This is a genomic window from Heyndrickxia sp. FSL K6-6286 (assembly GCF_038630395.1).
In the GTDB taxonomy this organism is placed as follows: domain Bacteria; phylum Bacillota; class Bacilli; order Bacillales; family Bacillaceae_C; genus Heyndrickxia; species Heyndrickxia oleronia.
Map to the genome: position 1 here is coordinate 3,956,387 of NZ_CP152029.1, position 21,176 is coordinate 3,977,562.

At 37.6% G+C, this 21,176-nt stretch carries 16 protein-coding genes; 4 read left to right on the forward strand and 12 right to left on the reverse strand.

Features of this window, described 5'->3' with window-relative positions; genetic code table 11:
• Positions 1-75 precede the first annotated feature (75 nt).
• Entirely contained in the window at positions 76-684 is a 609-nt protein-coding gene (locus MHI39_RS19935; RefSeq protein ID WP_058003272.1) for a S26 family signal peptidase, read from the forward strand.
• A 676-nt stretch (positions 685-1,360) separates the two neighbouring features.
• On the opposite strand, the gene MHI39_RS19940 is transcribed toward MHI39_RS19935, so the two are convergent.
• The 11 genes from MHI39_RS19940 to MHI39_RS19990 all read right to left on the reverse strand — a co-directional run bounded on the left by MHI39_RS19940 (position 1,361) and on the right by MHI39_RS19990 (position 14,328).
• Positions 1,361-3,433: a DUF4179 domain-containing protein gene (locus tag MHI39_RS19940; protein WP_278892451.1), complete on the reverse strand. Its 2,073-nt coding sequence runs from the start codon at positions 3,431-3,433 to the stop codon at positions 1,361-1,363.
• Positions 3,434-3,640: 207 nt separating this feature from the next.
• A complete protein-coding gene (locus tag MHI39_RS19945; RefSeq protein ID WP_180213438.1) occupies positions 3,641-4,594 on the reverse strand; it encodes a branched-chain amino acid ABC transporter permease in 954 nt (317 codons plus the stop codon).
• A gap of 41 nt (positions 4,595-4,635) precedes the next feature.
• Complete coding sequence (locus MHI39_RS19950) at positions 4,636-5,505, reverse strand: branched-chain amino acid ABC transporter permease (protein WP_058003270.1); 870 nt, start codon at positions 5,503-5,505, stop codon at positions 4,636-4,638.
• A 717-nt stretch (positions 5,506-6,222) separates the two neighbouring features.
• The gene (locus MHI39_RS19955; RefSeq protein ID WP_180213391.1) at positions 6,223-6,927 is read right to left on the reverse strand and encodes an ABC transporter ATP-binding protein; all 705 of its coding nucleotides are present in this window, start codon (positions 6,925-6,927) and stop codon (positions 6,223-6,225) included.
• Positions 6,905-7,678: an ABC transporter ATP-binding protein gene (locus MHI39_RS19960; protein WP_278892449.1), complete on the reverse strand. Its 774-nt coding sequence runs from the start codon at positions 7,676-7,678 to the stop codon at positions 6,905-6,907. Before MHI39_RS19960 ends, MHI39_RS19955 begins: the two co-directional genes overlap by 23 nt.
• A 43-nt stretch (positions 7,679-7,721) precedes the next feature.
• Complete coding sequence (locus MHI39_RS19965) at positions 7,722-8,924, reverse strand: substrate-binding domain-containing protein (RefSeq protein ID WP_342540023.1); 1,203 nt, start codon at positions 8,922-8,924, stop codon at positions 7,722-7,724.
• A 30-nt stretch (positions 8,925-8,954) separates the two neighbouring features.
• Complete coding sequence (locus MHI39_RS19970) at positions 8,955-10,754, reverse strand: 6-bladed beta-propeller (RefSeq protein WP_278892463.1); 1,800 nt, start codon at positions 10,752-10,754, stop codon at positions 8,955-8,957.
• A gap of 44 nt (positions 10,755-10,798) precedes the next feature.
• Entirely contained in the window at positions 10,799-11,809 is a 1,011-nt protein-coding gene (locus MHI39_RS19975; protein ID WP_342540024.1) for a 3-oxoacyl-ACP synthase, read from the reverse strand.
• A complete protein-coding gene (locus MHI39_RS19980) occupies positions 11,809-12,228 on the reverse strand; it encodes a MaoC family dehydratase (RefSeq protein WP_058003264.1) in 420 nt (139 codons plus the stop codon). Before MHI39_RS19980 ends, MHI39_RS19975 begins: the two co-directional genes overlap by 1 nt.
• Before the next feature lies 1 nt (position 12,229).
• Positions 12,230-13,711 carry an o-succinylbenzoate--CoA ligase gene (locus tag MHI39_RS19985; protein WP_342540025.1) on the reverse strand — a complete coding sequence of 494 codons (1,482 nt, stop codon included), beginning with the start codon at positions 13,709-13,711 and terminating at the stop codon, positions 12,230-12,232.
• A 14-nt stretch (positions 13,712-13,725) separates the two neighbouring features.
• Positions 13,726-14,328 carry a TetR/AcrR family transcriptional regulator gene (locus MHI39_RS19990; RefSeq protein WP_058003262.1) on the reverse strand — a complete coding sequence of 201 codons (603 nt, stop codon included), beginning with the start codon at positions 14,326-14,328 and terminating at the stop codon, positions 13,726-13,728.
• A gap of 1,781 nt (positions 14,329-16,109) precedes the next feature.
• On the opposite strand from MHI39_RS19990, the gene MHI39_RS19995 reads away from it, so the two are divergent.
• From MHI39_RS19995 to MHI39_RS20005, 3 genes are all read left to right on the forward strand, one after another.
• Positions 16,110-17,396, forward strand: coding sequence for a hypothetical protein (locus tag MHI39_RS19995; protein WP_342540026.1), 1,287 nt, complete (start codon positions 16,110-16,112; stop codon positions 17,394-17,396).
• Positions 17,365-18,585: an SIR2 family protein gene (locus tag MHI39_RS20000; protein ID WP_342540027.1), complete on the forward strand. Its 1,221-nt coding sequence runs from the start codon at positions 17,365-17,367 to the stop codon at positions 18,583-18,585. Before MHI39_RS19995 ends, MHI39_RS20000 begins: the two co-directional genes overlap by 32 nt.
• Positions 18,586-19,226: 641 nt before the next feature.
• Entirely contained in the window at positions 19,227-20,483 is a 1,257-nt protein-coding gene (locus tag MHI39_RS20005; protein WP_342540028.1) for a DNA cytosine methyltransferase, read from the forward strand.
• Between the two features lie 21 nt (positions 20,484-20,504).
• On the opposite strand, the gene MHI39_RS20010 is transcribed toward MHI39_RS20005, so the two are convergent.
• Positions 20,505-21,176: a phospholipase D-like domain-containing protein gene (locus MHI39_RS20010; protein WP_342540029.1), complete on the reverse strand. Its 672-nt coding sequence runs from the start codon at positions 21,174-21,176 to the stop codon at positions 20,505-20,507.

The following is a 21,176-nucleotide window of genomic DNA, read 5'->3' on the forward strand; positions in this document are numbered from 1 at the left end:
TTCTAAAAATATACAAAAATCCGATAACTAATTGATCCTTTAATGTTGTAAAGTACTTATAAGGAGGGGATGATTTTGAATAGACTAACTTTATTATTTATGTTGCTAATTTTGCTTATTGGTTGTTCCAAAATAACTGTTGCCCAGACCGTTACAGATGAGGTTACAACTCCCAAATTAGAAATTATAAATAATATTAATTCTGAAATGATCACATTACATAATATGTCCGATTCTATGGACAGGGGGAATCATGAATTAAGTGACGAGGTCGTTGTTGTTAATACAAAAATTGAAAAGTCAAAAATAACTCGAGGAAGTGTCGTTCTATTAAAAAATATCGATGGTGAAAAAGTAATAACAAGAATTTTAGGGGTTCCAAAAGAAGAAATATATGTTCAAGATGGTCAAGTATATATAAACTCAAAGGAACTAGATACTTTTTATGGTAAAGTTCATCGATTAGGCTATTCACAAGAGGAATATTTCGAAAGTATGGATAAAAATAAAATTTCCTATAATAAAGAGGAAATGGAAAAACTATTTAAACAAAACATAAAAAAAATTACTCTTGGTAAAAATGATTTTTTTGTGAGTGGAGATGATTGGTTGCGAAGTGACCAAATGAAAATCAAAACTGAAGATATTATCGGGATCGTGATTGGATACAAAAACAAAAACTAGATTATTTCGTGATGCGGCTGGGGGATAGTGCATCTCCAGTAATCCAAGAATCAATATAATATGGTCTTCTTGCCGATACCTTTGTTGCAAAATATACTAATTTTGTTTTAGGTTTGAATTGCTATAACCTGTATAAGTTAATTTAAAATTATTTATAAATTCTCCACCTTCAAATTGATATCCTAAGGTAGTGTACGTTCAGCTATTTCCACTACCAGAATGTCCCATTTCTTTTTCAACCTTTAATTTTCCTCGTATAGTAAGTCGAGTAAAACGTAAATTGGCCTTCAAGAATTTAAAAACTGGTTCCACATCGATTTTTTGTTTTCGATAGATTTCACTTTTTTTCTCTTCTGAAGGTTTCATTGTGAAGCATTGCGCATAAAATATCCAATAATATCTATTCTTTTTTAGGGGACAGATAGCAACGCTGGTATTACCCCGTATAAGTAATTCCTTTTGAACTAACTACTTTAACGTATTTATTAGATGATTTCTTTCTCTGTGAAAATCTTTTTACTCATTATTTTCCTGGCCTCCATGTTAGATCTACTGTGTTTATACAAAAAGTATCCTATAGGTAGAATTTTTCATGTCTACTCTATAGGGTACTTTTAATTCAATTACTTTTATCTTATAAAACCATAACTTTTATAACAATGCAGGTAAGCCATAACTATTTTTTCAACGAAATCTTCACAACATCATCCAAATATTTTGTTGTATTATATCCATTAATTATCAGCTTTTTAGGGATTACCGTCTCTCCAGCGTAGTCACTTTTTAATTGTGTCTCTTGAACAGTATAGAAATAACGGGGCTGTTCGATTTCTTCATATGCGAAGGGGATTTCATTCTCATCGTATTTAATCCCATTCTTATCAACCAGTACCCCTTCAGAATTCATCTCCATTGAACTATATTCTTTTTCAGCCTCACTCACAATATCGTAGTTAAGAGACTCAAATGCTCGATTCTCGATGTCATGATTGCTTATGACAATATTAGTAGACTCTCCAATTTCCACCTTGTCAATGGAGATCGTACTGCCAGCATATTCAAAGGTTTCAGGATATTTACTAGAAGGATCGAGTTCGATCGCTTTTTGGTGTTCAACTGTTATACGAGCAAATCCGAATTGAACTTTAATCTCTTTTGGTTTTTCTCCATAAAGTGAGGGAAATTTGGTTTGAAACGTACTTCCATTCATATCAAAATCTGTAAAAGAGCTGTCATAAATAGTCGCTTTCACTTTTTTATTGTTTACTTCCAGATTATCAGCAGTAAGAAACTCTACCCGCTTCTCTGGCTGTTCATTATTAACTGCATATTTTAGAATGGTCGCTGTTGGAGCAATGGTTAGTTTATTAAATCGAACAGGGATTCCTTCTATTTCTGTTGATTCATCTAATGCATATTCTTTAGATGGCCATTTCGTTACAGGGATCTCGAAGTTCCATTCCCCTTTTTTATATTCCATATTCTCGTAAGCTCCAAGACTATTTGGGTCAGAAGGGTCACGAACCAATTTTAGAAGCTGTGTGATTTTTAATTTAATTGTCCCTTTATCCTTTGTCAGTGCCAGGAGACTAAGCTTTCCTTGAAACACGTTCTTTTCCTTATTATTTTGATCCGATTTAAGATCAGGAAAATAATAGTACATATGACCAGTTTCCCTATTCATGATATCATAATCATTTTCTACAGAAGCACCGTCATTATAAACGATCGCATATTGATTATTTTCAGCTGTATCCTCTATTTCATAAAAAACAAGCGTCTGAACATCATCAGCGATCGCGCTCCTAATCTTAATTTTCACCCCATTACTTTCCGCTTCCAGGTCCAGCCTTTTACCCAGCCCCTGTTGTAGAAGGTTACGTAATTCCGGATCTTCTTCTGCCCATGTATAGTAGAGGCTCGTAAAAGACCCTGTAAAAACTTCTATGCCCATTAATAATACGAACACACTTGCAAAAACAAGCCCCATTCTTTTACGTTTCTTCCTCTTCAATCGTCTTTGCTTATCCTTTTCTGTCAGCCTAGCTGTGACTTTTTCCATGAAATCAGACGGCACATTGAAATCTTTCATACTCTCGGTAAAATTTAATAAGGTATACATGATTTCCTTAAAGGCAGCGAAATCCTCCTGACAGTCTTGACAATGATACATATGTACCTCGAAATCAACCTTTTTCTCCCGCTCCAATGTTCTCTCTATGTAATCAATGTAATTCTGTTGATACTCTTTACAGCCATTAAAATGGGACCCATCCCCCATTCCTTTTCTAAGTGACTGGAGACCGGAAAACAAATATTCTTTCACCTGTTCCACTGAAACTTTGAGAAGTTTTGCTGTATCCTCCTGGGAAATTCCTTTGACATATGTAAGGACTACTGCATCCTTTTCAACCTTTTCCAACTGATCGAGTGCATTAAATAAATCATGGCGTGGTTCGCCTTTCTCGGAAACTTGTAAACTACGATCATCGGAAAGCTCCTGGCAAATATGCAAAAAAATAGACGTTACCCACGTTTCGAATGATATATCTCTTTTATATCGCAACTCCTTGTGGACTTTTACAATGGATCGATAAAAAAGCTCTTCCATTTGCTGCTGATTTTTAAGATAGGACCAACCTAGAATATAGAACGACTGTTTATGCTGATCGAACCAATCGACGATCGATTCGACACTTTTTTCTTTTGACTTAGTCATTGAAATGGGACCCCTTTTTGCTGGAATCATAATTGTATCCCCCTTTAACCTTCTCTATATCCTTAATGATATAAGGAGAACCAATTATTTACAATATCAGAAGACAAGAACTTTTCAGTTTTTTCACCTTACTGAGTTATTGCATTGCCGAATGACCGATTCGAAGTAAATACCCCTTGAAATATATGAAATGCTAAAGGGGAGCAAAAACGCCCCCCTCTTTTGGTCAATTATTTACTAAGCAGTCCTCTCCAATTCCCCTTTCTTCTTCACCTTCCGCTTCTTTTTCAAAGTGAATTTCTTAATAAACCCTGCCAAGCCGGACGGGAATCCAAGCAGTACCACGATATATAAGAATCCGAGGATAATGGTCCATCTTTCAAAAATAGGGTAGGACATCGCAAGCTCTGAGAGATAATGCCGTAAAAACTCGATTATTCCTGCCCCGGCAATAGACCCTGCTAGCGTTCCTAGTCCTCCGATCATCGTCATTAATAGCGCATCGAGCGTGACTTCGATGGAAAAGACATTGGTATTGATGAATCTTAATGATACAGCATATAGCGCTCCACTAAAGGATGCGGCCACCCCTGCCGTTACGCTGGCTATCAGCTTATAATGTAGCGTTCTAAACCCTAATGCCGCTGCCCGATATTCATTCTGAGAAATGGCTTTTAACACTTTGCCAGTAGATGATTCGGTGAAAAGCTTCAGCAGGATAAACACAACTGCCACACTTAGGAGTGCAATATAATAGAAAGAAGTACGATCCTTGAATACATCAGGCACACTGAATGTAAATCCATCTCCGCCATGTGTGAATCCACGCCACTTCTCCGCTAGAACGAGAAATAGCTGGGAAACCGCCAATGTCAGCATCGCATAAAAATGGCTTTTGAGCCTTAACGATAATAAACCGATGATATAGCTCACCAAGGCTGACAGGACAATCCCTATAACCAAACCGATCACAAACGTAAGCAGATTGGCTTCCAAATGATTAAAAATAATGGCCGTACTATAGGCACCAATTCCAAAGAACATACAATGCCCAAAGGATACGATACCGGTATACCCTAAAAGGATATCAAAGCTCATCGCAAAAATAGCAAAGATGAAGATTTGTGTAAATAAAATCAGGATGCTTCGGGAGTCATTGACAAATGGGAACAGCAGCATAATCAAGACAATGGCAAGCCCCCCATACATTGGAACCTTATGAAATAGCCCTCTCATACTGCACTCCCCTTTTCTCCCAGCAGTCCAGTTGGTTTCACTAATAAAACAATAACCAAAAGGAGCATATTCAATGCGAGTGACAAATCAGGCATAAAATAGGCCATAAAGGCTCCCGCTACACCTACAATCAGGGAAGCGAGGGCAGATCCTTGCAGGCTGCCCATTCCGCCAATGATCACGACAATGAAAGCTAATATAGCGTACTGCATGCCCATTTCCGCAAAAACGACTCCTGAATATGGCGCCAAAAGCGCACCTCCTAAAGCAGCCAATGCCGCTCCCAGCAGGAACACAAAGGTAAACAGTCCCTTTACATTGATTCCGAGCGCCTGGACCATTTCCTTATCCATGACACCAGCCCTGATCATCAGGCCGATCTGCGTACGGCTGAGCAGAAGCCATAATGCCAAATATAGAAGCAAGCCGATCACAATCACAAACACACGATATTTAATAATAATAATTCCGTCAAACTGATAGCTTCCTTCCAGCCATCCGGGCAAATTTACTCGAATGGGATTGGGTCCCCAAAAGATTTTGATGCTTTCTGATAAAATCAGCATGCCACCTAATGTGATCAGCAGCTGCCGGACATGATTCCCGTAAACTGGACGAATGAGAAATCTCTCCATGACCCAGCCTAATCCGATTCCGATCACAATGGCACCAGCAATCGCTAATAAAAAGCTGTTTGTTTCCTTAAAAATCCATGCGCCTGAAAAAGCCCCCCAGACGAATAATCCGCCATGGGCAAAATTCAACACATTCATTAATCCAAAAATTAAAGTAAGTCCAGCAGCCAGAAGGAAAATAAGCAGCCCTGTTGAAACCCCATTGACCAATAAATTAATAAAAACTTCCATATCCAGCCCCCCTTCGTTTCCTACGTATTGTCAAAACTTTATATCATTCTACTTTCGGTCATCATTTAGATCGAATAGTTCCGTATTTCCTTTTTCTTTCGTGTTTCGGGAACTATTCCGGGCGAGTGGTTACCATATTTCCTCTTTCTTTCGAGTTTCGGTAACCTTTCCGGGCGAGTGGTTACCATATTTCCTCTTTCTTTCGGGTTTCGGTCATCATTCCGGGCGGTTGGTTACCCTACTTCCCTTTTCTTTCGTGTTACGGTCATCATTCCGGGCGATTTGTTACCCTACTTCCCTTTTCTTTCACGTTTCGGTCATCATTCCGAGCGTTTGGTTACCCTACTTACCCTTTCTTTCACGTTTCGGTCACCTTTCCGAGCGATTTGTTACCTTATTTCCTCTTTCTTTCACGTTTCGGTCATCATTCCGGGCGTTTGGTTCCCTTTCTTCCTCTTTCTTTCACGTTTCGGTCATCATTCCGAGTGATTAGTTACCCTTTTTCCTCTTTCTTTCACGTTTCGGTCATCATTCCGAGTGATTAGTTACCCTTTTTCCTCTTTCTTTCGGGTTTCGGTAACCTTTCCGGGCGATTGGTTACCTTTCTTCCTCTTTCTCTCGAGTTTCGGGAACCTTTCCGGGCGATTGGTTACCTTTCTTCCTCTTTCTTTCCTTTTTCGGTCATCATTCCGGTCGATCATTTTAACACGATCGTTTCTACGCTATCCCTAAGTATTTCTGGCAGGTTTCTTTATCTTCTTTAAGGTCTTGCATCACGCCTTCATGGACAATTTTTCCGTCGTCCATAATATAAAAGTAATCGCCAATTTCGCTGGCCATCAGAAAGTTTTGTTCAACAAGAAGAATTGTCGTTTTTTCCTTCATTTTAAGAAGTGATTCCATCAGCTTTTCAACCATAATAGGGGACAAGCCTTTGCTAGGCTCATCAATCAGTAGCAAACCATCCCCATTAATATACGCCCTGGCAATCGCCAGCATCTGCTTTTGTCCCCCAGATAGCAATCCGCTTTTTTTGCGCCAGAATTTCTTTAAATCTGGGAATAGCTCTAGCATCCATTCCATTTTTGCTTCCGTCTCGCCCACACTCTTTGCCTTAGCTAAATTCAGTGTTTCCTCTACGGTCAGGCCACTGAATATCCCCTGATTTTCAGGCACATATCCGATTCCTTTTCTGGATATGAGATGGGTAGAGATTCCACTGATTATCTGGTTTTGAAAATGCACCTTTCCAGTAGTGGAGGGATTAAAGCCCATAATCGAGCGGAGTGTTGTCGTTTTGCCTGCCCCATTTCTACCGAACAGGACCGTGATGCTCCCCTCTTCAACAGACAGGGACACGCCCTGCAGAATGTGATATTGCTCCAAATAGGTTTCCAAATTATCCAGTTTTAATAGACTCACGATGCAAGCCTCCTAAATATGCCGTTTGAACCCTTTGATCCTTGATGATATCTTGCGGATTCCCGCTGGCCAAGAGCTCGCCATTGAAAAGAACCACAAGCGTATCCGATAAATGCATCACCATTTCCATTTTGTGTTCGATTAATATAATCGTGTACAAGCCTTCCTTTTTAATGTTCTCGATTACTTCCAGAATGGCAGGAACCTCTTCAATCGATATTCCTGCTGTAGGTTCATCAAGAAGCAGTAATTCTGTTTTTAGAGCGAGCAGCATCGCCAGCTCCAGCTTTCTTTTTTCCCCATGTGCCAAATCCTGTGCCAGCACCTCTTCCTTGCCACTCAGCATACATTTTTTCATAAAAGCTTTTGCTTCCTCCTGCTGGCGGCTCCTGGAAGAAAGCCGCGGCAGGATGGAGTAGTAATCGTTGCTTGAGGATTGGATGGCCAGTCTGATATTTTCAAGAACCGTCAGCTCCGGAAAAATATTTGTGAGCTGGAAGGAGCGGCCAATGCCCCTTCTCGCCCGTAATGGGACAGAAAGCTTGGTTATATTCTCGTTTTTAAAATAAATGTCTCCCTTTGTCGGTGAAATTTGCCCGCTCAGCAAGTTAAAAAGCGTCGTCTTGCCCGCCCCGTTTGGACCGATAATTGAGATGAGCCTTCCGCGGTCTATTTTCAAGGTCACATCTTTGATGACATCATGCTCACCAAAGGAAACAGATAGGTTTTTTGTTTCCAGAATAGGTTCCATGCCGATACTCCTCCTCTCTTATATATCTAATTATTCTGAATTTTTATTTGCCATTTCTGATCGGTGGCTCTGTTTCATCCATATTTAATTCCCTGATGAGAACTGGAACCGGATGATCCACACCTTCCTGTTCTTCAAGAGTTACTGCATACAACGATTGTAAAGCCTGGTGGTCCTTTGCTCGGAATTTCATCGTTCCCTTCGGTGTCTCAAACTCCATATTTTCCATTGCGCTAATTAAACCGTCAACATCTTTGTCGCCTTCTGTTTTCTTAAGCGCCTCGACAATAGAGATCGCAGCCGTCATCCCACCAGCAGTAAAGAGATCAGGGATTTCCCCATCGAATTTTTTCTTATGCTGCTCCACTAGCCAGTCATTTACTTTATTATCTGGCAGCGTATGATAGTAAATGGAAAAACCACTCATGCCAATTAAGGAATCCATTGTTTTTAAAGAAGCGATATCCTGGGCGGCAGTAGAGATTTTAATCCCCTGCTCTTCAAGCTGCATATCCTTTAACTGCTTCCACGGTGCATTTGACCCTGCCCAGACGATATAGAGATAATCAGGCTTTTCTTTTATAATGCTTTGAATATTTGCTGTGAAGTCAGTTGAATTTGGATCGGCATATTGTTCATTCACAATTGTCGCACCGAGCTTTTCTGCTCCCTCTTTAAAAGCTGCGATTCCCTCTCTGCCATAGGCATTATCCTGGGCGAAGGTAGCAATTTTCACATCCTTCTCAGCGATTGCGGCTGCACCAGCTACAGCATCCTGTGAGGAATTTCGTCCTGTCCGGAAAATGTACTTGTTCCAGTTTTGACCGGTGATGCTGTCGGCAACGGCAGGCTCCACCACCATAATTTTTTCGTATTCCTCAGCAAGCGGCAAGACGGCCAGCGTATCGCCAGAGCTTGATGAACCTACTAAGAAATCGACCTCATCCTCTTCCAGTAGCTTCGTTGCTTTTCTTACCGCGACATCCGGTTTTGTTTCCGTATCTTCGACGATAAACTTCACCTTCTTGCCTGCGACTTCATTCGATCCTTCGGTTGCATACTCTAGCCCCAATTCAAATCCCGCTACTGTCTGCTTTCCATACGTCTCAAGCGGACCGGTTAAGGAAGCAAGGACACCAATTTTGATGGTGTCTTCCTTCGAGCTTGCCTTTTCCCCGGAACAACCTGTTACAACGAAAAGAGTGAGTACGATGATGATCGATAAAACAGACTTCATGCCAGACATCTTATACCTCATCTCCCATTCCCCCTATGATTAATTTTCTTTTTTAAAGAACTGTATTTTTTGAAGCAGTCCGTCTGCGATAATGATGTTCCCATTACGATCAATATCTAGCCCCTGAGGAGAGAAAAACTGACCATCTTCGCCACTAAAGGAACCAAATTGTTCGATGAATCTTCCATTTTCATCATAGAGATTCATGCGATTATTTGACGTATCAGTTACATAGACACGGTCCTGATCATCAATAGCAATTCCTGTCGGCAAGAACAAATCACCTGACTCTTCACCCCAATTTTCCAATGGATCGAGGTTCCCGCTTCCGTTATTGGTTCCCCACTTCGCGAGAAACTTGCCATTGTTATCGAATTTCTGAACACGATTGTTAATACGGTCCACGACGTACACATTGTCTTTCGAATCGATGGCAAGCTGCATCGGCTGTGAGAATTCACCATTGCCAGTCCCTTTTCTGCCCCATTCCTTCGTGTAGACAAAAAAGGAATTAAACTTTTGAATTCGATTGTTTTCCGAGTCGGACACAAAGATATTGCCTTTGCTGTCAACTGCCACCCCGCTTGGGAATTGGAAAAAGCCGCTTAATGTTCCTAATGAGCCGTACGCCGCAAGGAACGTCCCTGAATTCGAGAACTTTTGAATCCGGTGATTCACTGAGTCGGCTACATAGACATTGTCATAACGGTCCACTGCTAGTTGCCGCGGTACAAAAAATTGACCAAAATAACTGCCATAGCCAAACGGCCCGCCAGTACCGAACATGCTTCCCCATTTGCCTACTAGACTTCCGTTTGCATCATATTTCAAAATCCGGTGATTAAATGAATCGGATACAAAGACATTTCCTTTTGAATCGCTTTGCACATCATAAGGTCCTGCATATTGCTTGTCTCCGTATCTGGCTAAGCCGATGGTCATTTTATAGGTAATACTCAGACCAATTTCCTTGTACACCTCAATCCGATTATTACCTGTGTCCGTAATGAATAAATCGCCATTCTCGGATGGTAAAATCTGATTCGGATACACTAAATTAGGAAAAATCCCTGTCGTATAAACAAACCTATCCTTTTCATCAAATTTCATGATTCGGTTATTATAGGTGTCGGCTACATAGAGAGCGCCAGACTTTGGCTCAAAGTTAATGCCTCGTGGGTGGTAAAATTGATACGCGCCAATTCCAGGCTCAAGCCCGCCAATTTTCCTTATGAATCTGCCGTTTTGATCAAACACTTGGATTCGATTATTGTACGTATCAGCTACATAGACCTCCCCCTTATTGTTTATCGCAAGGCCTTGCGGGAGGGCCATCTGACCATCACCTTTTCCATAGGAACCAATCGTGAGAAGATATTGGCCATCAGAAGTAAATTTTTGAATTCGGTGATTAAATTCATCGGTAATGTAATAATTGTTTTCCTGATCGATCGCAATTTCTCTTGGGAAACCGAATTGAGTATTTCCTTCCCCTTTCGTCCCCCAGCTTTTTATAAACCTGAATTCAGAATCGAACTTTTGAATGCGAAAGTTCCCTGTATCAGCAACGAGAATATTCCCTTCCTGATCCACAGCGATGCCAAATGGCATATTGAATTGGCCAGGGGAATGACCAAGCGTGCCAAATGACTTGAGAATTTTACCGGAGGAATCCATTTTTACAATTCGATGATTCCCCATATCTGCCATGTAAATATTCCCTGAGTGATCCTTCGCCATTGCTACCGGCGTGCGGAACTCGTTAGAAGGATCAATCTCATTCCCCCACGCATGCTGGAAACGATAGGACTCATCTGCAAACACGCTCGAGCCAGACATAAGGGAAAATAGAAGAAGGAAAAGGACGAGACTCCTTACTTTTTTCATCTTTTCTCTCCTTTCCACTTCACAACAGTCGCTGCCCATGTATAGCCCGTTCCGGCACTAACTGCTACAGCGAGATCGCCAGGATTCAGAAGTCCCTTTTCCTGGGCAAAGTGTAGACCAACGCATGGATCAAGTGCTGACATATGGCCATGATGATTTAAGTAGATCGCCTTTTCTTCAGGAAGTTCCAGTGATTGTAAGAGCTCTTTAAACATTGATCGTTTTGTATGCAGTGGCAATAGGAGTTTAATATCTTGAGGAGTATAACCGCTTCTATGAAGTGCCTTGCGAATAACAGTATCAAAATTGGCGATCGACACAGGATCCAATCTTTCTTTCATGGATTGTGGATCCTTCACATCAATATAATGAAGATTCTTTTCGACCGTTTCATGGCTGGCAAAATGCTTCGACCCTCCAGCAGGTGTTCTAACATCATCATGAAAGGATCCGTCTGTCAGGATGGCGCTCCCGAGAATTTCGCTCTCGGTGGAATCCCTTGTTACGAGTGCGGCACTGCCCCCGTCCGCAAAATTGAACATGAAGCGTGAACGCGGGTTGGCATAATCCACGACTTGTGATTCCTTGCAGCCCCCAACAAGCAGGATGTTTTGGATCGATGAATCCGCAGCTATCATATCCTTTGCTACCTTTAAGGCGATTGGAAAACAGGAGCTGACATTCATAATTTCAAACGCATAGGCATTTTTCGCACCCAATTCATACTGTATTTTTGGCGCGCTCGACCAAACATAGTAATCCTTATGAGGGCTGCCAAAATAGATCACCACATCGATGGATAGCGGATCAATTCCTTCAAGTGCCTGCCTACTTGCGGCCACAGCAAGATCTGATGCATGTAGGCTATCATCTGCCACATGCTTTTGGACTAAACCAAACTTTTCGATAATCACCTGTTCCGGTATGCCCGTTTTTACAGCTAAGTCTGCTGACGTTTCTATACCAGGCGGAAAATAGACGCCTGTTGTTTTTATCCCAATTCCCATTAAATTACCCCTCCATCCTCAGGAACCATCATCTTGGCGGTACCTGTCAAAACCAGTTTCCCCTCTTGATTAAAGCACTGTGTTAGCAGTGTCAGTATTCGTCTCTTTTCATCAATTTCTTGTACGGTTCCTTGTGCTGTAATGGTGTCGCCTATAAAAACAGGGGCTTTAAACTGGATGGTTTGCTCGACATAAACGGCCCCTTTGCCAGGAAGATGAACACCTAAGAGCTGTGATAATAAGCTTGAAGTTAAAAGCCCATGCGCTATACGCTGTTTAAACCTCGTTTGTTTGGCATATTCCGCATTAATATGGATAGGATTGAAGTCACCGCTTACTCCTGCAAACAGGATAAAGTCTGTTTCGGTAATCGTTTTGCTGCAAGAGGCCTGTTGACCGATATGATAACTATTCACCATGTCACCTGCTTCCTATGAGTTTTGTTTTTTGAATTTTTCCAGTCGCATTCTTCGGCATTTCTTTTAAAAATGTAACCTGCTTTGGAATTTTATATTTTGCCAGATTTCCTTGGCAGTGTTGAATCACTGCCTCCTCAGTTAAAGCGCTTCCATTTTCTTTGACAATAAACGCAGCAGGTACTTCCCCCCAAAGCGGATCCGCATTTCCAACGACGGCTACTTCCGCGATACCTTCCATTTGGCTGATGACCTGCTCGACTTCGAGCGGATAAATATTTTCACCGCCAGAAATGATCATTTCTTTTTTCCTGCCTACGATAAACAGGAAGCCTTCATCATCTGTTTTCGCTAAATCTCCTGTCAGCAGCCATCCATCCCTTAGTGCATCCTTTGTGGCATCCGCCCGATTCCAATATTCCTTCATAATATTTGGCCCTCTAACAGCTAGCTCACCAACTGCCCCTTTTTCAACCTCTCTCCCCTCAGAATCCAGCAGCTTATATTCGGAAAATAACACAGGCTTACCAATGGAGCCTCTCTTTCTTGGGGCATCTTCCTTCGAAAGCATAAATAGAGTAGGAGACGTTTCGGTCATCCCAAAGCCCTGGCCGAATAAGAAGCCTCTATCAAAATAGGCATCTATTAATTCACGCGGGCATGGTGCGCCCCCATTATAGAACCAGCGGACAGTACTCAAATCAGTGGTATTGAATGATGGACTCGTGAGCAAAGCCTGATGAATGGTCGGAACGCCCATCACCACGGTCACCTGATACGTTTCAATCATTGCCAGTGTTTTTTCAGGATCAAACTTTCCAGGGATAACGATCGTTCCACCGGAAAATAAGGATGGAAACGCAAACAGCCCGATTCCGCCAATATGAAACAACGGGAGAAGCACAATGCAGCGATCCTCTGACGTCAAATCGATGGCAAGCTTGTTATTGACGGCATTCCAGAATATATTACTCTGTGTCAGCACCGCCCCCTTTGGCTTACCGGTTGTCCCTGACGTGTAGCAGATAATGTATGGTGCCTCCTCATCAATCATTCGCTCAAAAGCAAAGCTTGTTTGAGACTCCTCACATACATCCTCCATGAACGCCAAATGTTCAAGCTCACTTTGCTCAACAAGGGAAGCGGCAAACTCGGCATTATCCCTTTCGACATAAAGGATCCTTGAACCGCTGTCATTGAGCTGGAAAATAAGCTCCTTCGCACTTAACCGAATATTCAACGGGACCGCCACACATTCTGCCTTAGCAATCGCAAATAACAGGACGATGTACTCCAAGCGATTATGCGACAATATCGCAATGCGCTCCCCTTTTCTTCCTTGCAGTTTTTCCTGGATCCTTTGGGCAGCTAAAGCTATCATTCTATCTAACTGTTTATAGGACACCATTTCGTTATCTGTAATAACTGCTGTTCGATCTGGATGTGTGTATGCCCATTTCTCAATCCAATAGGCAATCCCTTTCATCGAACTCCCCCTCTTTACTTTTTTAATCCTTGGAAGATAAGCGTCATCGCAGCATCAAATGCTTCTTCAGGAACCTCTTTCTTTTCCCAGTACACCCATCTCATTCCGAGAAACTGCCCAATAGACATTAAACAGTAGGCAACGGTCTCCTGATCCAGGTCCTTAAATTCTCCCGCTTCGATTCCTTGAGACAAGCTCTTTAAAAATCCAGTGGCAAGCTTGCCATAATACCAGCGGAATAGCTCCTGATCCACCACAACCGCCTGTTGGACAATACTGTACAAATTAGGATGGTTTTTTACCCAGCTGAAGAAAGCAAAAAAGCCATTTCGCTGTGCTTCCTCAAAAGACGAGCTTCCTGCCATTCCTTCTTTAATCGCAATACGCAAATCCCGACTATAGCTCCGAATTAACTCATCATAAATATCCTTCTTTGAAGGAAAATAATTATAAAACGTTCCCTGGGCAACTTTCGCTTCCTGTGAAATATTAACAATGGACGCCTCAAAATATCCCTTCTGCCCAAAAACCTCCTCAGCTGCTCGTAAAAGCTTCTCACGTGTTTCAATTCCTCTCGGAGTTAATGCTTTTTCCTCAGATACATTCTTAGTTGACACCTGAATCACCTCTCAACTTTTATTATAAATAATATTTTTAAAATTACAACATTATTTTTCTATTTTGAAAATTATTAGATTTGATTTGTGCACATGGGCGGTTCTTCTGCTTTTAATCCATTGGAATAATAGAAAAAAACACTGGAATATCTACTATTTTAAATAGAAGAATTTCCAGGGCAAAAAACTAGTGACAATGGACCTTGTACAAAAAACTAGCATAATAGTGTTAACTGGACCACGGCTTATCAAAACAAAGACTTTTTTGAACATCTGGTATCATTCTATCGAGAATTCAACTATGATGAATTGGAAGCCCAAGTATTATTTAATCAAGAAGTGAATTAACAATTGAGAAAGGATAAGCGTAGCTAAAAGACATTTTAGAAGTAAAAGGAAAATATCATACTGCTAAACTTCAAATCATTGGTAAAGAAGATACTTCACCTCAAGTAGGAATTGAAGTAAGAAAAAGTAAGCATTAATTTTTCAAGGGAAAAGATGAAGGTTGAACACGAAAGCAGTGTTGAAGAAATAATATCTAGAGTTCTTATATTTGGAAAAGAATTTTAAATATTTAATTTCCACTTCCTAAATCAATTAGATATGGTAAAGAAACCTAAACCATTCAAAAAGGAGTGATCGTTTTGCCATTGATTAAAATTGAATTGACTAAAGAAGAATATGAAAAAATAACATTGGATGCTTATAATTCAAATTGACCCTCAATCCAAGAGTACTCACGTCTGTTATTACTGGACGAAGCTCCAAGTTATGATTATGAAGATCTTATATGGCAAGTAGATGTTGGAATTGAAAAAATGGAATCCGGTACACGTATTCTTATTCGAAATTTGATTACAGAGATGGATTGGAATGAAATCCCTCTTACAGTAAGAAAAAATTTGGGGAGAATGGTAAAGCAAAGTGTACTTCATGGAAGAAATTGTGATGGTTTTAGAGCTATTATTCCTGATGGCAAAGATTCTCAAGGAATTCAGTGTATAAGAAAAAGGATAAAGTTCCCCACAATTTGTGAGAAACTTGATTTTATTAACGTTAGTCGATAGTTATTGATACCGGTGGTCGGGGGCAATTAGAAACGAAATCCTTTATTTAATAAGGATTAAATAAGGCTATGTGTAAAAAGATTTGAAAGTACTTATTATCTTCAGAGTTGGTAAAGTTTCTTAAACTCCATTATTAATCAAACAATTAGTTGATTTTATATGAATGTTACCAAAATACATTCTATTCATTCTATTACCAATTAAGATCAATATTATATCTCGGTTTTAAAGTTAGTATTGAAAATATATATAAGCAATATTTAGGTTAAAATTTTCAGGTCATCAGCGCTCTTGAATACTGACTATTAACTTTTTCGTATCTTAGCTATATAGAAACTTTCGTAAGTTCCTCAGAGCTTTCTCAGACTCTCAGATAGATCATTATAAATTTCTCCTCGCCTTGCTCGGAGGACTCCGCTTCGCTCTGTCCTATCTAGAATTTCTTCGTTCTAATTAAACGGTATTACATAAATTAAATATAGAAAATCTAAATAATTATTTACTATAAGAAATTACTTACTCTTCTAACAAAATGATAGTTCACTTTTTAATAACATTAAAACCTTTCCGCTCTCAATACACTACGAATTTATTCATACATTTTAAAATTCTATTGTCTCCAATATCCGTATTATACTGTATATCAAAAAATTCCTTGTAATGAATTTTTTAACATTATGATATAATTAGTTGGTTAAGGGGGCCAATCAGATGCAACTAGAAGATGCTTTATATATATTCAATGGACATAAATTTATTGATTTTATAGAAGTAGACAAGTTTAAACACGATATTCAGAAAAAATGGGAAATTAGTGAAGAGGTACAAGAATTTAGTTTTGCAGAATACTATGAGTATTTATATGAAAATTTATCCAGTGATTTTGAAGAAGTCGGTAAAATATTTTTTGAAAACATCCTTTATAGTCATCTTAAAAATATTTTTGTTGAAAAGATTTCTGCACACCCTAATTTAAAAGTGAAACATTTTAAAGAAAGAGTAAAGCAACTAATAACCGAAATTAATATTAAAGAATCCATCCCTCCTGACATTCAAAGGTTAATGAGTGAAAATGGTTTTTATTTGATGGATCTCTTAAATATCACAACCCCTAATACAACATTTATTGCGGGATTTGATTATGAAGAGGAAAATGGAATTATAATCAATGCAAGATTTCTTTTTGTAGAGGTAGCTTCTAAAAAAAGCGGAGGACAAGTGTATTTTTTAGCAGGCATTGAAATAGATTTTAAAAGTAAAGTCGCACTGACCATGGTAAAAAATATTTTAGGTTTGCAAAAGGATGAAAAAAACGCAAGTACTACAATTCACCAAATCCACAAGAATGCAATTCAAAAGATCTTTAATATACTTGGCGTTTCTTTACAAAAGCCTGACGTTAAAAGTGATCGTGCAGGTATGTTTGACCTCTGTAAGGAATTAGATGATAATTTATTAGACGATCTAAGAAATGACGTGAACACGCGTACTGACAAAGCTATAAAAGGCAGTGTTAAAAACTTGAACAAGGTTTTGTTTAATATACCTGGTGATACCCTCACCATGGCTGACAAGAAAGATTTAGGAAAAAAAATAAGTTCTTTGTTACTGTCTTATTACATTGAATATAAAGTCTCACCTATGGATCTGGTCAGAAAAGCTAAAAAGAGTAATTTAATAGGTTATCCAACACGTGTTAACTTTACTTCCAATAAATCAAGTAAAAGTTCTACACAATCTACTAATGCTAAATATCCTGTTTCAGCTTCTGATATGTTTCATAGTCTTTATTTTAACTTTGAGCAAGCATTAGGATTAGATAGCTGGTCACTTTCTTGGTTTACAGACTACAAATTTAATGATGAAAAAGATATTGACGTCATCCAAACGACTATATATTCTACTAGTAATCAATTTAGGATAGTTTTCCTTCCTGACAGACCTTTAAATAAGGAGATAATTCATTATGTCATTAAAACAATTAATTCATACCGTTAGCCTCAAATTAAAAATAAGTGAAGAACAAACTATAGAAAAATTAAACATTATAGCTGAAATAGTAAAAAATGAAATTTTTTATAAAGAAAGACTAACACATTATGATATTGGTGATTTAACAGGTAATGTGATTATCAATGAGCTATTACGTGAAGGGATGGCCTCAAAATACCTTTCGTATGAATGTGAAGTTACAGACTCAGTTGATTTTGCTATTGCTTTAAGTGAGAAATGCAATCATTGTGGAGAAGAATTGGCGGATTCCCCAACGCATATCATCCGTGAAGCGTATACACTGAATAAACCCTTCTTGGAACTTATAGGTCAGCAAAAAAAGGAACAATTAAAAAAATATATAATAGAGGATTACAGAAGTAACCTAGATAGATTAAAAAATCGTACTCATAAAATAATTCCCTTTTTAGGCGCTGGGGTATCAATACCTTTTAAATTACCTAGTTGGAAGAATTTACTACTACAATTAGACAAAGGACTTAATGAAACTAATAGAGAAAAATATATTGATTTAATCCAACAAGGTGATTATCTAAAAGCTTTAAGCTTTTTAAAAATATATTCAGGATTGTATCAAAATGAACAAACTATAAAAAAAGATATTAAATCTATAATCAAATCTAGTTATATTAAAGAACCTAATAACACTTTTCACAACATCTTAGATATTTTGAAACTGGATACACAATTCATTATAACTACTAACTATGACAACATAGTATCTGACTATTTAAAGGATTATAGAGGTGAATTCGTAATGCCTCAAAACTTGGATACTCTAGATGATTTACAGGATTTAATGGAGGAAGACACGCAAAAAGTAATCCATCTTCATGGAAATGCAGATATGTACAATTCTATGATAGTTACTGAAGACGATTATAATAAGCTTTATAGAGAAGAAAAGATAAAAGATGTTCTTAATGGTATCATGAGTAATAAAACTTTGTTGTTTATCGGCTTTTCCTTTAAAGATCAGTATTTTAAAGATTTGTACGATAAAATCTATGCCCAAATAAAAGGGGAACATTTCATAATTATTGAGAATTTACACCCTTTTGATGCTGCTGAACTACTCAAAAGAAATTTAATTCCTATAGGCATTAATGTAGATAAAGAGGAAGAAAATTCTTTTGTAAAAGCTATCAGGACTGTTCTAGAGGAATTATATTAGAGCGCTTGGCTTAGCCGAAGCGCTCTTTAATTTTAAAATATTTAATGAAAAGTTTTATTTACAAGTGAGAGAAAACTCAAATTTACGCTTTACTATCACTTGTGGTACGGTTCAATGTGATACATCTAAATGTGGCTTATTTATATCTGATTTATGGTAAAATTATTTATATTACAATTATTTTCCAAAAAAGTATGGTGATAACTTTGATGTAATTGCTATAAAATACCAACATCAGAAGAATTAAAAGAAATATGGAAAATTGTATTTTCATATTCGATACATCTGCAATACTTAATTTATATTATCTAACTAAGAATAATAGAAATGAAATTCTTAATAAATCATTAATACATTTCAAAGAACAATTTTGTTTGCCTTATCATATCTACTATGAATATAACAAAAACCGAGGAAATACTATCAGAAAACTTATTTCTGAAAAATATGACCCTCTTTTAATAAGTGGTTTTGATTTCTCTAATATCAATAAATAAACAGCTCTTCAAAGAAACTGATTAGCTATTATCAAATATTTAATAAATTATTTATAATTTACCCATTTTTCTTTCCTTCATGATTTTACTTATTCTATTAATTTGTTAATCCTGGTATAATCCATACTAGGGAGTTGTTGATTTATGAACATAATCGATTTATTTGCGGGAGCGGGAGGACTGTCTGAAGGTTTTAGAAAGGCTGGTTTTAATATTGTAGCTCATGTTGAAATGGATAAAAGTGCTTGTAACACGTTAAGGACAAGAGAAGCATATTATTATTTAAAATCTTCAAATAAATTTAAATTATATCTTGATTATTTAGAAAAAAAAATTTCTAGAGAACAACTATATGAACAAGTACCAAGTAGGGTATTAAATAACGTAATAGAATCTGAAATAAGTAATAAAACATTCTCATCAATTACATCAATAATAGATGAAAGGTTAAAAAGCTCTCCTAATAACCATATTGATATTATTATTGGGGGACCTCCATGCCAAGCATACTCATATGTTGGAATATCTAGAGATCCAAATAGAATGAAAGATGATCCTCGAAATTACCTATATCGTCACTATATTCGCTTTTTAAAAAAATACAAACCTAAGTTCTTTATCTTTGAAAATGTCAAAGGCATATTAACTGCTAAAAACGGAACAATTTTTAAAAGTTTACAAAAAAGCGTTTTACGAGCTGGATATAAAATTGATTATAAAGTTTTGAACTCAAAAGATTTCGGTGTTTCCCAAAATAGAGAAAGGGTAATTTTGATTGGTTGGAAAAATATATATCAGTTTAAATTCCCTGAATTTAATATTGTTCCAGAACCTGTTAATATTAAACAACTATTTAATGACTTACCTCCTTTAAATGCGGGAGAAAGCATTGATGGATTGAAGAAATATAGGAAACGAGCCAAAATTGCAAATTCTTTTATAAGACCTCAAGAATGGAATATCCTATCCCAACATATTACTCGCAGTAATAATGAAAAGGATTTACTTATATATAAATTGGTAGTAGATACTTGGAATAAAGAGAAACGGCTACTAAAGTATAATGAGCTACCAAATGAATTACAATCACATAAGAATAAAGAAAGCTTTTTAGACAGATTTAAATTAGTTAGATTAGAGGATATTTCCCATACTGTTGTTGCACATATTTCAAAGGATGGACACTACTACATTCATCCGGATGTCAATCAGAATCGTTCAATTTCTGTTCGTGAAGCTGCTCGAATTCAATCTTTTCCTGATGACTTTTACTTTGAAGATTCAAGAACTGCAGCTTTCAAGCAAATAGGTAACGCAGTACCACCACTAATGGCTTATCACATTGCATTAATATTGCAAGAATATTTAAATCAGACAAATAAAAAAAGCATCATTTCGTAAAGTTACGAAATGATGCTTTTTTTAAAGTATTCTTTGAAAATATTTATTTACTACCAATGCTTCAAAAATCCCCTCTAAACCTTTAATTTTTTCTCCTGTTACAATGCTACCAATTTCAATATTATTTAAAATTCCATTGTAAGATAAATTTGAAGATGAAATAAATGCTTTCTTACTATCAAAAATAGCAATCTTAGAATGTAAGTGCGAATAATAGTTAGGTGCCTGAAATTTATACAACTCAAAATTTTGTAGTTTAATAGCATTATCGAAAATTGTTTCATCAATATCTTTATCAATAAAAAAGCGAATTCTTACTCCTCTAGAACATTTCAAAATGATTAATTCAATTAAGTCATTTGCAAAATCTGAAATTGAAAAACCAGTCATCGTAATTGTATGTTTTGCAGAAAGAATATACTCTCTAAGAACACCTACTGTTCGCCTAAACTCATGTTGAATATCAGGGGGTAATGTTACAACTAATTCAGCAGTTGCTATGGATTTTTCCCATTCTTTGGTTAGAAGTTGAAATATACTTAATATATCAGTTGCTTCCGATTTATTTAAATTTTTGAAAGATGCAAGAATTTTATCTATTAATCCTTCTCTTAAATCTAAATTAGGATTTTCTAAATACATTTTTAATTCATCTGCTAATACAAAAAGTTTTGAGCTAATACCCTCATTCAT

What these genes read in the sequence shown, in the direction of transcription:
- MHI39_RS19940 (WP_278892451.1), bottom strand. Translation starts at nt 3,433, where the DNA reads ATGATTCCAGCAAAAAGGGGTCCCATTTCAATGACTAAGTCAAAAGAA.
- MHI39_RS19950 (WP_058003270.1), bottom strand. Translation starts at nt 5,505, where the DNA reads ATGGAAGTTTTTATTAATTTATTGGTCAATGGGGTTTCAACAGGGCTG.
- MHI39_RS19960 (WP_278892449.1), bottom strand. Translation starts at nt 7,678, where the DNA reads ATGGAACCTATTCTGGAAACAAAAAACCTATCTGTTTCCTTTGGTGAG.
- MHI39_RS19965 (WP_342540023.1), bottom strand. Translation starts at nt 8,924, where the DNA reads ATGTCTGGCATGAAGTCTGTTTTATCGATCATCATCGTACTCACTCTT.
- MHI39_RS19970 (WP_278892463.1), bottom strand. Translation starts at nt 10,754, where the DNA reads ATGTCTGGCTCGAGCGTGTTTGCAGATGAGTCCTATCGTTTCCAGCAT.
- MHI39_RS19975 (WP_342540024.1), bottom strand. Translation starts at nt 11,809, where the DNA reads ATGGGAATTGGGATAAAAACAACAGGCGTCTATTTTCCGCCTGGTATA.
- MHI39_RS19980 (WP_058003264.1), bottom strand. Translation starts at nt 12,228, where the DNA reads ATGGTGAATAGTTATCATATCGGTCAACAGGCCTCTTGCAGCAAAACG.
- MHI39_RS19985 (WP_342540025.1), bottom strand. Translation starts at nt 13,711, where the DNA reads ATGAAAGGGATTGCCTATTGGATTGAGAAATGGGCATACACACATCCA.
- MHI39_RS19995 (WP_342540026.1), top strand. Translation starts at nt 16,110, where the DNA reads ATGCAACTAGAAGATGCTTTATATATATTCAATGGACATAAATTTATT.
- MHI39_RS20000 (WP_342540027.1), top strand. Translation starts at nt 17,365, where the DNA reads ATGTCATTAAAACAATTAATTCATACCGTTAGCCTCAAATTAAAAATA.
- MHI39_RS20005 (WP_342540028.1), top strand. Translation starts at nt 19,227, where the DNA reads ATGAACATAATCGATTTATTTGCGGGAGCGGGAGGACTGTCTGAAGGT.
- MHI39_RS20010 (WP_342540029.1), bottom strand. Translation starts at nt 21,176, where the DNA reads ATGAATGAGGGTATTAGCTCAAAACTTTTTGTATTAGCAGATGAATTA.